The sequence below is a fragment of the Burkholderia sp. JPY481 genome, from assembly GCF_038900515.1.
GTDB classification, from domain to species: domain Bacteria; phylum Pseudomonadota; class Gammaproteobacteria; order Burkholderiales; family Burkholderiaceae; genus Paraburkholderia; species Paraburkholderia youngii.
The window spans coordinates 384,467-398,785 of sequence record NZ_JAYMRT010000005.1 but is presented as its reverse complement, the minus strand read 5'-3'; the positions used below and the strand labels follow the sequence as shown (position 1 = coordinate 398,785).

Here is a 14,319-nt window from a genome sequence, read left to right as displayed (position 1 = left end):
CTGCTAGACGATTGTTGTCGCTCGTGCTCGTCGTTGGCGCAAGCTGCCCTGCTGTTACGCAGGCGCTGCCATCGGCGCCATTGGGTTCGGCGAATCAGGTATCCGGCACGCCGGCCGCCATGTCGTTCAACGACGCGGCGTCGCCTTGCCTCTTGCTCATGACAGCGCGCAATGCGTTTTCGCTGGCACCGCTCGGCACGCCTGCACAGTTGCGCAAGACGTGCGCCGCCGAGTCGGCCCGGGGCAATCCTGCCGCACGCGTGATCTACGGTCAGATGGTCCTGTTTGGATATGCCGCGCCGCCCGACAAATCCGGGCTGGCGATTCTCACTCAAACGGCAGCCGAGGGCGATGCACGCGCCCAACGGCTTATCGGCTCCCTTTATCGCGAAGGCTACCGGGTGCCGAAGGATCCGCGCCTTGCGCGTCAGTGGCTTAGTCGCGCGGCGGAAGGCGGCGATGGAAGATCTGCCGAAACGCTCGGCCTGATGGACTACAACGGCGAAGGCGGCTCGGTCGACTTTCCCTCGGCGTATCGCCTGTTCGTCCGTGCCGCCGGATACGGCGACCCGCTTGGTGCGACCAATGCGGGGCGGATGCTGTTGGTCGGCCAACCCGGTGTGCCGCGCGACGAGGCGGGCAGTGTCGCGTGGTTCATCCAGGGTGCGCTGCAGGGTGACGCCGACGCGCAATTTCAGCTCGGCATGGCGCTGCTGCGCGGCAGCGCCGTCGTCGCGGATGCGCATGGTGCCGCTGGCTGGCTTGCCGCGGCGGCGGCGCGGAACCAGCGTGAGGCGAAGGCGATGCTGGCCGAACTGTATCTGTCGGGAAAGGGGGTTTCGCCGGATGCTCTGCGCGGCTTTTCGCTGATGACGGAAGCGGCACGCAGTGGCCTGGCCTACGCGCAACGCCGCACGGGCGATCTGTACGCGCAAGGCACAGGTGTCACACGCAACGATGTATTGGCACTTGAATGGCATCGCAAGGCCGCGCTCAACGGCGACACGAATGCCCAGTTCGCGCTGGCCGTGCAATACCGGCTGGGACAAGGTTGTCCTGTCGACTTCGACGCCGCGATTGGCTGGATGCGCGGTGCGGCGCAGGCGGGCCTCGCGGTTGCACAGAACGATCTCGGCACGATGCTGCAGGCCGGCGAAGGTACCCGCCGCGATATCGGAGAGGCACGGCTCTGGTACGAGCGGGCGTCGGAGCAGGGACTCGGCATTGCTTCGTATAACCTCGCGTCGCTGGCCCGCGCCGGGCTCGGCGAGCCGCGTGATCTCGCACGAGCTTACCGGCTCGCCCGACTTGGCGCACAGCGCGGCAACGCGCAGGCGCAAGTGATGCTGGGAGGGATGCTATTTGCGGGGGAGGGCGCGCCAGCGGATAAAGCGGCGGGATTCGCCTGGTATCGCAAGGCTGCCGATGGCGGTGATCGGGAAGCCGAACGCATTGTCGCCATGCTGTATATCAACGGCAATGGCGTGCCGCGCGATGAGAAGCTAGGTGAATCCTATCTGAAACGTGCGGCGATGCATGGTGACGCGCAGGCCCAAACGGCTTTGGCAATATTGTTGCTCAAACGGCCGTCACCGGACGAACAGTCCGCAGCACGGGAGTGGTTGATCAAGGCGGTCTCGCAGCGGTTCGGTCCGGCCTATGCTGCGATGGGCACCCTGTATGCGAAGGGCGAAGGCGCTGCGCCGGATCAGGCGACCGCGCTGCAATGGTTCACACGAGGCGCAGAGTCGAACGACGAGGTCTCGCAGCGCATTCTGTGCCTCGTCTATGCGAACGGTTCAGGTGTCGCCCCCGATGCGGTGAAGGCTCAGCGCTGGTGCACGGCGGCGGCCGGGGCAGGCGATACGCTCGCCATGCGGCAACTGGCAACCGGTTTCGCGACTGACCCGCCTCTGCCCTCGGCGACGCGCGCGTACTGGCAATGGCGGCTCGCGTCGACTGGCGACGCGGCATACGAATTGATGCTCGCAGACTCCTACGATCTGGGGCGCGGTGTCGCCGTAGATTTCGGCGCGGCACTGTACTGGTTTCGACGGGCTGCCGAGCACGGCAATGTGGACGCGCAGTCCGCCCTGGCTTCGCATCTGTTCAGTGGGCTCGGCGGGGAGTCCGACGATCTCGAGGCATTAGAGTGGGCGAGCCGCGCGGCGGCGGCCAGCGCAAGTGCGATGGACCTGACGGGCGAAGCCTACCTCTATGGAAGAGGCGTCGCAAGAAATCCGCAGATCGCCCGGCGTTGGCTGGAGAAGGCTGCGACCGCGGGCTCGGCAGACGCGGCAAATGAACTCGCCAATGTCTACCAGACTGGAAATGGCGTCGCATGCGACGACACGCTTGCCGCTCAGTGGTATCGGAAGGCAGCCGCGCTCGGGTCGCGTCAGGCGGCGATTGCAGTTGCACTGCATCAGCAGGATGACGACGGGGCGGTGGCGCTGACTGCGCGAGCCCGATACTGGCTCGCACTCGAAGGCGATCCATCGACGAAGGCTGGAGGACCAACTTCGACGCCACCTGCCGATGCGATGCAGGCAGGCGATCGTCTCGACTTCGACGCGTTGTCGGCATTGAACAAGGCACTCGCCGGAATGCCGTTCGCGCAGATCGAGATGGGTATTCTGTTCTGGCGAGGCGACGGCGTGATGCGGGACAGGGCGCTCGGCGACGCGTGGCTCAGGCGTGCGCAATCCGCCTTTGGGGCGCAACCGGGCTGGCGGTGTTTCGTGCAGCCTGCCCGGATCGTCGAGGCCCGAGTTCGTGCCGGGCTCACGGAAGCGGAGCGGGAACGCGCGGATCTTTTGACGGAAAACCTGCTGATGACCGTTCCTGCAATCAATGTCGCGACGGAGATGAAGTGAGGTCCGTCGGCATCCGGCGAGATTCATTGAGGCGTCGCTAAAGTAAATTCGTGCTCTACCGATAACCAAAGGGAACGTTTTTTATCGAAGCGAAAACCGATGAACCTGCGATTGAAATCGTGGCTGCTGGCCTTCGCATTGAGCGCCGCGTGTGCCGGTATCGTGGCCGGCCTGAATCTGACGCTCGTCGATCCGGGGCATCCTCAGCCGCCCTGGTTGACCCTTCTGCACGTAGCTTGTGCGTTCGCCGGCGCACTAGCCATTACCCGCTTTGTCCAGGGTGCACCAGCAGCACTGCAAGGCCCTACCTCCCGATCCACCATCGCACAAGGCGTCGTCGCCCACAACAGAACAGGTACCGTGAACTTCGTGGTCCCCGGAAAGAGCGCGTTTTTCTCGACGGGCCGCTGCGTCATGATCCTTTGCTTCGTGCTGTGCTTCATGGTGCAGTTCGTGACGGCCGGCAAGCCGGACGACGACACCAGCGGCTCGGACGCCGGCACCGGCCAGCATCTGCGCAAGCTGAGCACGTGAGGCCGATTGGTAGGCCGGGCCAGGAGTCGTCGGCGACAGCGCCGGTGGCAAGGCGAGACGTTCGTCGCCGATCCGCGCTTCAAACGCTCGCGGTCTCCTTGCTCGCGTTGGGCATCGTGGCGATCTGCGTCGGCCTCTATAGCTTGCTTCAAGCGTTCGACGTCTTCGATATTCCGATCGCGTTCAAGGTGTGGTTCTCGCGCGCCCTCGTCGCGCTGGTGATCGGCGTGATTGCGCTGCGTTTCGGCGGTAGGTGTGTCGAGGCGCTTTAGGGCCGAGCTAAACGCGATTCTTCCAGCCTCGAAAACCCGCGCGAGTCCCACGAATTCCGTCCCCAGGCACCACGCGCGCAGCGCAACTCCGCCCGTCATGGAAAACTGTATAAACATACAGTATAGTATCCCCCTACAGCCAGGCTTCCGGGCGCTTGTCGCGCCGTCCCGGCTGCACCGAACTTGCGCGGTCGCGAGAGCCGGCCGTGAGAGGTGAACCACTCCTTCAGACGGTCGGAAAAATTGTCCTCCAACGACGCAACCCCTGACACCCTCGCTGACACCCCCCAAGGCGGCAACCCGAGCAGCAACAAGACCCAGGGCACGATCCGCATTCGCGGCGCCCGCCAGCACAACCTGAAAAACGTCGACCTCGACGTGCGCACCGGCGAAATGACGGTCGTCACCGGGCCGTCGGGCTCGGGCAAGTCGAGCCTCGTGTTCGACACGCTGTATGCGGAAGGCCAGCGCCGCTACGTCGAAACCTTCAGTGCGTACGCACGCCAGTTTCTTGACCGGATGGATCGGCCGCAGGTCGACCGCGTCGACGGCGTACCGCCCGCCATCGCGATCGACCAGACCAACCCGGTGCGCAGCTCGCGCTCCACGGTCGGCACGATGACCGAGCTCAACGACCATCTGAAGCTGCTGTACGCGCGCGCGGCCGAGCTGTTCGACCGCCAGACCGCGCACCCGGTGCGGCACGACACGCCGGAGACGATCTACGCGGAACTGCTCGAACGCACCGCGCTGGAGGAGCCGCGGCTCGTCGTCACGTTCCCGGTCGAGCTGCCGGAGTCGGCGTCCGAGCAGGAGGTCGAGCAGTGGCTGTCGGCGAGCGGCTATACGCGCGTGCAGGCGCAACGGGAAGTCGATTCACCGACTGGCAAGCGCAAGCTGCTCGACGTCGTCGCCGACCGCTTCCGGCTGCGTTCGGTCGATAAAGCGCGCGCGATCGAGGCGATCGAGGCATCGCTGAAGCGCGGCGGCGGGCGCGTCAATATCTACGTGCTGCCGGCCACCTCGGACGAACCGCAAGCCGAAGCCGCCGAGCCGCGCATCTGGCGTTTCTCCACCGGTCTGCATAGCCCGGAAAGCGATCTGCGCTATGCCGATCCGCAGCCCGCGCTGTTCTCGTTCAACTCGGCCTATGGCGCTTGTGATGCCTGCCGCGGCTTCGGCCGCGTGATCGGCGTCGACCTCGGTCTGGTGATTCCAGATGCGCGCAAGACGCTGCGTGAAGGCGCGGTCAAGCCGATGCAGACGCCCGCGTGGAAGGAATGCCAGGACGATCTGATGCGCTACGCGGCGAAAGCCGACATCCGCCGCGACACGCCGTGGGGCGAGCTCAGCGAGCGCGAGCGCAACTGGGTCATCAACGGCTCGCCGGACTGGAACGGCAAGTGGCAGACGCATTGGTACGGCGTCAAACGCTTCTTCGATTATCTGGAATCGAAGGCGTACAAGATGCATATCCGCGTGCTGCTGTCGAAGTACCGCAGCTATACGCCATGCGAAACCTGCGGCGGCGCGCGCCTGAAAACCGAATCGCTGCTGTGGCGTCTCGGCAGCAAGGCGAACGCGAACGACGTGCTCGCGCCCGAGCAGCGCTTCATGCCGCGCGGCGTGCAGTGGTCGCGCACCCAGCTCGAAGCGTTGCCGGGTCTCACCGTGCACGATCTGATGCTGATGCCGATCGAGCGCATCCGCCGCTTCTTCGACGACATCACGCTGCCGAGCGCGTTGCTCGACGACGCGCTGAAGCTCTTGCTCGCCGAAGTGCGCACGCGCCTCAAGTATCTCTGCGACGTCGGTCTCGGCTATCTGACGCTCGATCGGCAAAGCCGCACGCTGTCGGGCGGCGAGGTGCAGCGAATCAACCTGACCACCGCGCTCGGCACGTCGCTGACCAAGACGCTGTTCGTGCTCGACGAGCCTAGCATCGGCCTGCATCCGCGCGACCTGAACCGCATCGTCGAGGCGATGCACCGGCTGCGCGACGCGGGCAATACGCTGGTCGTGGTCGAGCATGATCCATCGGTGATGCTCGCGGCGGACCGGCTCATCGATATGGGTCCGGGGCCTGGCGAGCGCGGCGGTTCGATCATTTTCGACGGCGCGCCCGACGCGATCCGCTCGACCGGCACGCTGACCGGTGAGTACCTCGGCGGCCGGCGCCATGTCGCGGATGCCGCGCACTGGTCGCGTCGCGCGGTCGACGCGAGCACGCCGCGCATCGTGCTCGAAGGCGCGAGCGAGCACAACCTGCGTGACGTCACGGTCGAAATTCCATTGCAGCGGCTCGTCTGCGTGACCGGCGTGTCCGGTTCCGGCAAATCGACGCTGCTGCAGGACGTGCTGTATCCGGCGATGGCGCGCCACTTCGGCCTCGCCACCGAAGCGCCGGGCGCGTTCAAGTCGCTTATGGGCGCGGACCAGGTCACCGACGTCGTGTTCGTCGACCAGTCGCCGATCGGCAAGACCGCGCGCTCGAATCCGGCCAGCTACGTCGGCGCGTTCGACGAAATCCGCAAGCTGTTCGCGAAGGCGCCGCTCGCGCAGCAGCGCGGCTACGGCCCAGGCATGTTCAGCTTCAACTCGGGCGACGGCCGCTGCCCGACTTGCGGCGGCTCGGGCTTCGAGCACATCGAAATGCAGTTCCTCTCCGACGTGTACCTGCGCTGCCCCGATTGCGACGGGCGTCGTTATCGCGCGGAGATTCTCGAAGTGAAGATCGAGCGAGGCGAGCCCGCGCGCGCATTGAGTATTGCCGACGTGCTCGAATTGACCGTCAGCGAGGCTGCCGCGTACTTCGCCAAGGACGCCGAAGTACTGCGCGTGCTGCAGCCGATCGTCGACGTCGGGCTCGAATACGTGAAGCTCGGCCAGCCGGTGCCGACGCTGTCGGGCGGCGAGGCGCAGCGGCTCAAGCTCGCGGGCTTTCTCGCGGAATCGGCGCAGGCGCGTAGTCCGCGTGGCGCGAAGCAGGCGGTCGCGAAGCGTCTGTTCATGTTCGACGAGCCGACCACGGGCCTGCATTTCGGCGACATCGCGAAGCTGATGCAGGCGTTCGGCAAGCTGCTCGCGAGCGGTCATTCGCTGATCGTGATTGAGCACAACCTCGACGTGATCCGCGCGGCCGACTGGATCATCGACCTCGGTCCCGAAGGCGGCGACGGCGGTGGCCGCGTGCTGTGTGCGGGCACGCCGGACGAAGTGAAAGCGTGTGCCGAGTCGCATACCGGCGAGGCGTTGCTGCGATACGACCGCGCGATGGGCCTCGCAGCCGAAGCGGAGCCGCAAGGCATCCCGCTGCAGAAGGCACTGAGCGCGGCCCGCGCGCGGCGCGCGATCGAAGGCGAGGACGTGGTGCGCATCGTCAACGCGCGCGAGCACAACCTGAAGGCGCTCGACGTGGACATCCCGCACGGCAAGTTCAACGTGATCACCGGCGTGTCGGGCTCGGGCAAATCCACGCTCGCGTTCGACATCCTGTTCCACGAAGGTCAGCGGCGCTACCTCGAATCGTTGAATGCGTACGCGCGCTCGATCGTACAGCCGGCCGGGCGACCCGAAGTGGACGCGGTGTACGGCATTCCGCCGACGGTCGCGATCGAGCAGCGGCTGTCGCGCGGCGGCCGCAAGAGTACCGTCGCGACCACCTCTGAGGTGTGGCACTTCCTGCGTCTGCTGTACGTGAAGCTTGGCTTGCAGCACTGCGTTCACGACGGCACGCCGGTCACGTCGCAAAGCGCCGAATCGATTGCGGCGCAGTTGCTGCGCGATCACAAGGGCCAGCATGTCGGCTTCCTCGCGCCACTGGTCGTGAACCGCAAGGGCGTCTATACCGACCTCGCGAAATGGGCGAAGGCGCGCGGCAATACGCATCTGCGGGTGGACGGCGAGTTCGTGCCGGTCGATCCGTGGCCGAAGCTCGACCGTTTCCGCGAGCACACGATCGAGCTGCCGGTCGCGGACCTCGTCATCTCGGCCGATCACGAAGCCGAGTTGCGCGAAGCGCTCGATCAAACGCTCGAGATCGGCAAAGGCATCATGCATCTGCTCGCGCCGCTCGACGGCCTGCACGACGCGCTCAACGGCGGCAAGTCCACCGCGAAGCTCGGCGACGTGAAGGTGCTGTCGACGAAGCGTGCGTGTCCGGTGTGCGGCACGAGCTACCCCGAGCTCGATCCGCGCATGTTCTCGTACAACAGCAAGCATGGCTGGTGCACGAGCTGCGTCGGCACAGGGTTGTCTCTGACGCGCGAGCAGCGCGCCGCGTACGACGACACGATCGTCGTCGATGACAATCGCGGCCGCGAACAGAGCTTGCCGTCGGAAGAGCAGGAACCGGAAGGGCTCGTCGACGAGCCGTGTCCGGATTGCGCGGGCACGCGTCTGAATCCGGTCGCGCGTGCCGTGACGTTCGACTCGCAGGCGATCGTCGATGTCGCGCAATGGACCGTGTCCGACACCCGCGCATGGATCGATACGCTGCAGATGACGGGCCGCGATGCCGAAATCGCGCGCGACGTGATCAGTGAAATCGGCAGCCGGCTGCAGTTCCTCGAAGAAGTCGGGCTCGGCTATCTGAGCCTCGATCGCGCGGCGCCGAGTTTGTCGGGCGGCGAAGCGCAGCGCATCCGGCTCGCCGCGCAGCTCGGCAGCAACCTGCAGGGCGTGTGCTACGTGCTCGACGAGCCGACCATCGGCCTGCATCCGCGCGACAACCAGATCCTGCTCAACGCGCTGCGCAAGCTCGGCGACAAGGGCAATACGCTCGTCGTCGTCGAGCATGACGAAGATACGATCCGGCGCGCCGATCACATCATCGATATCGGGCCGGGCGCGGGCAAGCGCGGCGGCACGCTGATCGCGCAGGGCAGCGTCGCTGACCTGTCCGCGCAGGCCGATTCGCTGACCGGGCGCTTCCTCGCGCAGCCGATCGTGCATCCGCTGCAGCCGCGTCGCGAGGTCGTCGCGCCGGGCAAGCGCGCAGCCGCGGTGCCGGAGAACTGGCTGACCGTGCATGGCGGCAAGTTGCACAACCTGCGTGACGTGACGGTCGGCATTCCGCTCGCGCGGCTCGTCGCGGTCACGGGCGTCAGCGGCTCGGGCAAGTCGACGCTCGCGCGCGACGTGCTGATGACCAATCTGCTCGATGCGGTCGGGCGCTCGGTGCTGTCGTCGCCGGCCACCCGCCGCGCGCGTGCGGCGGCCGAACAGAAACCTACCGCGAACCGGCGTTCGAGCGTGCTCGCGCGCTCGGCGCCGCGCGCGCCGCTGAACGTCACGCACACGTGGCAGGGCTGCGATTCGGTTACCGGCTGGGAAAGCATCGACCGCGTGCTCGAAGTCGATCAGACGCCGATCGGCAAGACACCGCGGTCGTGTCCCGCCACCTACATCGGCGTCTGGGATGCGATCCGAAAGCTGTTCGCGGGCACGCTGGAGGCGCGCGCGCGTGGCTATACCGCGTCGCGTTTCTCGTTCAATACCGGTGAGGGCCGCTGCCCCGCGTGCGAGGGCCAAGGCGTGCGCACGATCGGCATGAGCTTCCTGCCCGACGTGAAAGTGCCGTGCGATGTCTGTCACGGTCAACGCTTCAATCCGGAGACGCTCGCGGTCACGTGGCGTGGCAAGAACATCGGCGATGTGCTGACGATGGAAATCGACGAAGCGGTCGAGTTCTTCGCGTCGATTACGAACATCGGGCATCCGCTGCAACTGATGAAGGACGTCGGGCTCGGCTATCTGACGCTCGGCCAGCCGTCGCCTACGTTGTCGGGCGGCGAGGCGCAGCGCATCAAGCTCGTCACCGAACTGAGCAAGGTGCGCGACGACCTCACCCGGCGCGGCCAGAAGCCGCCGCATACGCTATACGTGCTCGACGAGCCGACGGTCGGCCTGCATATGGCGGACGTCGCGAAGCTGATTCGCGTGCTGCATCGGCTCGTGGATGGCGGGCATAGCGTGGTCGTCATCGAGCACGATCTCGATGTGATCGCCGAGGCGGACTGGATCATCGATCTCGGTCCGGAGGGCGGCGTGGGCGGCGGCACGATCGTCGCGGCAACCGATCCGGAAAGCCTGTCGCGCGTGGCCGCGAGTCACACCGGCGCGGCTTTGCGGCCGGTGCTTGCGCGCACGGCCGCTACGGCGACGCTGGCCGGAGAGGGGACCAATGGCTGAGGCAAGCTGACGAGCGGCGGCGCGGCCGTTGCGCGCCGCGCTTTGCGGTCCCCAACCGACTGTTTGTGCGCATTCCGGGCGCGCTCATCAGATGCGCCGTTGCAACTCGTCAGGTTGCAACGGCCCGCGCTTCGTCGCGTGTGCGCCACACGTGATTGCTGCACCGCATCCACTCACCAGAGGTGCGCCAAACGCGACGCATCCGCGCGATTAATTCATACGAAAGCGACCGGCGATGTTTCAAAATAGAAACGTTTTTAGAACCCCCGATAAATCAGCATTTGGATATTAATTTCGGACCCAGAACGAGTGCCGCACAAATACCTAATCGGCGCGTGGAATAACTTTACGCTTTGCGAATAAACTACCGAATTGCGCGGACATAATCGGGACCATAAGCAGTTCACGATTGAAACATTTTTGATCCGGCAAGAAACGTACTCGGTAAGGCGGGTTCACTGCGCTTCGCATTATCGGCAACTTTGCCCGAACGGGCGAGAGTGCCGTCCGCAAAGGCTTTGCGGTAAGATATCCCCACGCTGCGCGCTCAGCCTTGCATAGTTGCCGGCCCTGTAGGCCGCTCATATCAATCGCTCAATAACCGCTTTTCGTCAGACATGGGTAGTCGTGATGAAATCTCCTTTTCAAATTTACTATAGCGATCCATTCCGCTAACATCACGCTTAATCCTTTATGCGGCGTTAGTCCGTTTTCCCGCCGTAATAACGCATTCTCTCGTTCCGTCTGCTGACGGGGCAAATCGGGGTCCACAACGTATGCCCGTTTGGGGAAAGATCATGCCGCACATGCACCTTGATACAACGAGAATTACGTGGCTTCACACGCCTGCGTTGAACGTCCGTACTGCAGCGCGGCGAATCGGCATACTGCTGTTCGACGGCTTCTGGCTGCTCGGCCCCGGTACCGTCGTGGAAATGTTCCAGACCGCCAACGAGTTCGCGGGCACGCGTGCAGGCGAAGATCCGCCCTACGAAGTGCAGTTCCTGTCGATGGAAGGCGGCAATGTCGCCAGTTCGTCGTCGGCGCGCATCTGGACTGATCGCATCGACACGCGCTTTGGCGGCGGTTTCGACGTGCTGTTCATTGCGGGCGGCTACGGCGCCCACGTGGCCGCACGCGACGAACGCCTGCTGAACTGGCTGCGCGCCGTGCAATCGCGCACCCGCGCGATCGAAACGATCGGCGAGGGACGCCTCGTGCTCGAAGCGGCCGGCCCGACCGAGCATGATGGCCTGATGAGCCGCTACCCGGGCGCGAGCGCGAGCGAAGGCGCGTTCAGCGCGGCCAACGACCGTCATGACTGCGCGCGCAGCGCGCTGATGTTCATCAAGCGCGACCTGGGCGCGGAGCTCGCACGCAGCGTCGCCGATCGCGTGATGCCCGGCATGGCCTCGACGTGGGTGCCGCTGCCGGCCGAGGGCGGCACGCTGAGCGTCGCCGAAAAGATTCGCGCGGCCGCGCGCTGGATGGAGGCGAACTGCGACCGTCCGGTCTCGGTCGCCGATGCCGCGCAGGTCGCCGCAATGAGCGAGCGCAATTTCCTGCGCCGTTTCAAGCACGAGATGCAGGTGACGCCGTCGGACTACCTGCTGCAGGTGCGGCTGCGCATCGCGTGCAACTTCCTGACCGAGACCGAATTGCCGGTCGACAAGATCGCGCGTCGCAGCGGCACCGGCAACGGGGACCGTCTCGCGAAAATCTTCCGCAAGCGCATGGCTTTGTCTCCAACCGAGTATCGCGCCCGAAGCCGGGCGGCCACTGAGGCGTAGCATGTATCTATAGCGTGCGATATCGCGCCCGCGCCGCGGGCGCGCCTCGTCTGTTGGACGCGGTCGCGAAAGCGGCCGTATGTTCGCTGGCCAGCCTTTTTACGAGCACAGTGGCGATGGGCAACAGGGTCATGGCGACGGCATTGCCGGAGGTGAAACTCATCGAGCCGGAAGTGTTCATCGACGAATACGGCTTCTGCTTCGAGAGTTTCAGCGCGGACGAGTTTTCGGACGACGTCGCGCAGGGTTTCAACTTCGTGCAAGACCGCCATCTGCGCGCCGTGCATGGCGTGCTGCGCGGCTTGCACTATCAGGTGCAGCGGCCGCAGGGACGGCTGCTGCGCGTCGTGCGCGGCGAGATCTTCGACGTCGCGGTCGACGTGCGCCTGAACTCACCGAACTTCGGCAAATGGAGCGGCGAGTATCTGAGCGAAGAGAACCACCGGCAAATATGGGTGCCGCCCGGTTTCGCGCACGGCTTCGTCGTGCTGTCCGATGTCGCCGAGTGCGTGTGGAAGACCACCGAGTACTGGTTTCCCGAACTCGAACGCTGCCTGCTGTGGTCCGATCCCGACATCGGCATCGACTGGCCGATCGACTTTCAGCCCATTCTCGGCAGCAAGGATGCGGGGGGGCGCCGTCTGTACGAAGCCGAAAACATCTCGTGAACGACTTGTGATCGACCTGGGTTTTTACGACATTTTTTCTTGAGAGGCTCAAGGGCCGACCCTACACTTCGGGCATCCAGTCAGTACGAGGTGCTCAACGTGAAGCGTCGCGCAAGCCGTCCGCAATCCGTTCCGGTCCGCTATGCATGTGGTGGTGCCGGCCACGTCGAACTCAGGCGCTTCGACGCATCGTGCGATTCGTTCGTTGCGTTGACGGCTCTGCTGCATCGCGCGTTCGCGCCGCTCGGCGCGCAGGGGCTCAATTGCACGTGCGTGGATCAGACCATCGAGACAACCCGCGAACGTGTGCTGCGCGGCGATTGCCATGTCGCGGTATGTGACGGCCAGATCGTCGGCACGATGACGCTTTATGCTTCGGATGGCGAAGCATCATGCGAGCTCTACCGGCACGACGATGTCGCGAGCTTGCGCCAGTTCGCGGTCGATCCCGCGTGGCAGGGGCGAGGCATCGGCACGCTGCTGATCGCGTTCGCCGAGCACTGGGCCGCGACACGCGGCTATGCGCAACTCGCACTCGATACACCGCAACCGGCCACACAGCAGATCGCGTTCTATCGCGGGCAGGGGTTTCGCATCGTCGATTTCATGCGCTTCGCGGACAAGTGCTACGACAGCGCGATTCTGAGCAAGCCGCCGGTTGCGATGCGCACGCTCGCGAACTGGTCGCGGCGTTTGCATGCGACGCCGCGGATCGCGCATGCGGCCTGAAGCGTAGCCGCAGACGTCCGCGGCATACGGAGAAAAGCAGTGGAAAAGCAGCGCACGAGAAGCGGAAGAAAAAGCGGACTGGAAGCGCCCGATGCTTCGGCAACTATTGCAATATGCTGCGGCAAGTATTGCAACGGCGGCAACGGCGGCAACGGCGGCAACGGCGGCAGCGGCGACCGCAGCGGTGCAATCCTGAACGCGGCCCCAACGCAGCGTCGCCGGTTCGCATCGGGCGAGGGGTGAATTCACCGAACGCTGTATGCAGCCGTCAGCGTCGGATCACGCCCATCAGCAGGGTGACGAGGAAGATCACCAGGAAGATGAAGAACAACACCTTGGCGATTTCAGTTGCGCCCGCGGCAATGCCTCCAAAGCCGAACACTGCGGCGATGATGGCGATGATGAAGAAAATCACAGCGTATCGAAGCATGGTGCCTCCACCGGTGGATTGTTGAAATGACGTTTGAACGGCGCCCCGTTGCGTACGTCACGCGGCTTCACGGGTGAGATGCCGGCGAGCGGAATTCAGCAATACATGTGCCATCGTTTGATTGACGCCAACGTTTGCGTGACGAATCTTTCGCGGCGCGCGAAATTACCGTCGAGTCGGCGCTAACGTTTGCATTCCCTCCCGCCAGGCGCGCCAGGTGCCAACCATGCTGCGGACTACGTAAAGCCCGTCGCGGGTCATCCGCGCAGCCAGTGATACGCCAGCGGCCCGCACAACACGCCCCACGTCAGCACACACATCAGCAGTGCAATGGTTACGGCCGCGCTGCCGCAGTCCTTCGCGCGTTTCGACAACTCATGCCGCTCGAACGAGATCCGGTCGATGGCAGCCTCGATCGCCGAATTCAATAGCTCCACCAACAGCACGAGCAGCACTGAGCCGATCAGCAGCACGCGCGCGATGGCGTCGACCGGCATCAGGAACGCGGCCGGCACGAGGATCGCCGCGAGCGCGGCTTCCTGACGGAACGCGCTTTCCGCCCGCAATGTCGCGACGATGCCAGCGTACGAATGCCGCAACGCGAACAGCCCGCGCAGCAGACCGCTGCGCTTCGCGGGCGGCGCGATGGCGGGGTGAGCGGGGGAGTCGGCCGGATCAGACATGTTTCGGGATGATGGTTGATGTGCAGCAAATGACCGTCGATGTTACAAGATGTCGATCAGGTTGCAAATTGTGATATCTTTGCGCCGCCCAACAGCGGCAGGCACCTGGCACTTCTCGCCTGACCGACCGGCTTCGGAAAAAATG

Annotated in this window: 10 protein-coding genes; 8 read left to right on the top strand and 2 right to left on the bottom strand. The window is 64.8% G+C overall.

The genetic code is table 11. The features are described 5' to 3' along the window. Positions 1 to 11: 11 nt before the first annotated feature. From VSR82_RS16145 to VSR82_RS16110, 8 genes are all read left to right on the top strand, one after another. Positions 12 to 2,876, top strand: coding sequence for a tetratricopeptide repeat protein (locus VSR82_RS16145; RefSeq protein ID WP_498857903.1), 2,865 nt, complete (start codon positions 12 to 14; stop codon positions 2,874 to 2,876). A gap of 99 nt (positions 2,877 to 2,975) precedes the next feature. Next, a complete protein-coding gene (locus VSR82_RS16140; RefSeq protein ID WP_429460218.1) occupies positions 2,976 to 3,410 on the top strand; it encodes a hypothetical protein in 435 nt (144 codons plus the stop codon). Positions 3,411 to 3,454: 44 nt separating this feature from the next. After that, complete coding sequence (locus VSR82_RS16135) at positions 3,455 to 3,682, top strand: hypothetical protein (protein ID WP_429460216.1); 228 nt, start codon at positions 3,455 to 3,457, stop codon at positions 3,680 to 3,682. A 327-nt stretch (positions 3,683 to 4,009) separates the two neighbouring features. Then, positions 4,010 to 9,874 carry an excinuclease ABC subunit UvrA gene (gene uvrA, locus VSR82_RS16130; protein ID WP_498857922.1) on the top strand — a complete coding sequence of 1,955 codons (5,865 nt, stop codon included), beginning with the start codon at positions 4,010 to 4,012 and terminating at the stop codon, positions 9,872 to 9,874. Between the two features lie 797 nt (positions 9,875 to 10,671). Next, positions 10,672 to 11,664: a GlxA family transcriptional regulator gene (locus VSR82_RS16125; protein ID WP_176123405.1), complete on the top strand. Its 993-nt coding sequence runs from the start codon at positions 10,672 to 10,674 to the stop codon at positions 11,662 to 11,664. Between the two features lie 116 nt (positions 11,665 to 11,780). After that, positions 11,781 to 12,332, top strand: a complete 552-nt coding sequence (gene rfbC, locus VSR82_RS16120) for a dTDP-4-dehydrorhamnose 3,5-epimerase (RefSeq protein WP_429460214.1) — start codon at positions 11,781 to 11,783, stop codon at positions 12,330 to 12,332. 99 nt (positions 12,333 to 12,431) lie between these two features. After that, positions 12,432 to 13,061: a GNAT family N-acetyltransferase gene (locus tag VSR82_RS16115; RefSeq protein WP_429460212.1), complete on the top strand. Its 630-nt coding sequence runs from the start codon at positions 12,432 to 12,434 to the stop codon at positions 13,059 to 13,061. Between the two features lie 39 nt (positions 13,062 to 13,100). Next, complete coding sequence (locus tag VSR82_RS16110) at positions 13,101 to 13,304, top strand: hypothetical protein (protein WP_498857902.1); 204 nt, start codon at positions 13,101 to 13,103, stop codon at positions 13,302 to 13,304. A 25-nt stretch (positions 13,305 to 13,329) separates the two neighbouring features. Here the strand turns inward: VSR82_RS16110 and VSR82_RS16105 are convergent, their stop codons facing one another. Together VSR82_RS16105 and VSR82_RS16100 are read right to left on the bottom strand one after the other, a co-directional pair. Beyond that, positions 13,330 to 13,491, bottom strand: coding sequence for a DUF1328 domain-containing protein (locus VSR82_RS16105; RefSeq protein ID WP_013089029.1), 162 nt, complete (start codon positions 13,489 to 13,491; stop codon positions 13,330 to 13,332). A 257-nt stretch (positions 13,492 to 13,748) separates the two neighbouring features. Beyond that, a complete protein-coding gene (locus VSR82_RS16100; protein WP_429460208.1) occupies positions 13,749 to 14,174 on the bottom strand; it encodes a diacylglycerol kinase in 426 nt (141 codons plus the stop codon). Positions 14,175 to 14,319: the final 145 nt, after the last annotated feature.

Coding starts and splice junctions, on each gene's coding strand:
- rfbC (WP_429460214.1), top strand. CDS start 11,781: ATGGGCAACAGGGTCATGGCGACGGCATTGCCGGAGGTGAAACTCATC.
- VSR82_RS16105 (WP_013089029.1), bottom strand. CDS start 13,491: ATGCTTCGATACGCTGTGATTTTCTTCATCATCGCCATCATCGCCGCA.
- VSR82_RS16100 (WP_429460208.1), bottom strand. CDS start 14,174: ATGTCTGATCCGGCCGACTCCCCCGCTCACCCCGCCATCGCGCCGCCC.
- VSR82_RS16125 (WP_176123405.1), top strand. CDS start 10,672: ATGCCGCACATGCACCTTGATACAACGAGAATTACGTGGCTTCACACG.
- VSR82_RS16140 (WP_429460218.1), top strand. CDS start 2,976: ATGAACCTGCGATTGAAATCGTGGCTGCTGGCCTTCGCATTGAGCGCC.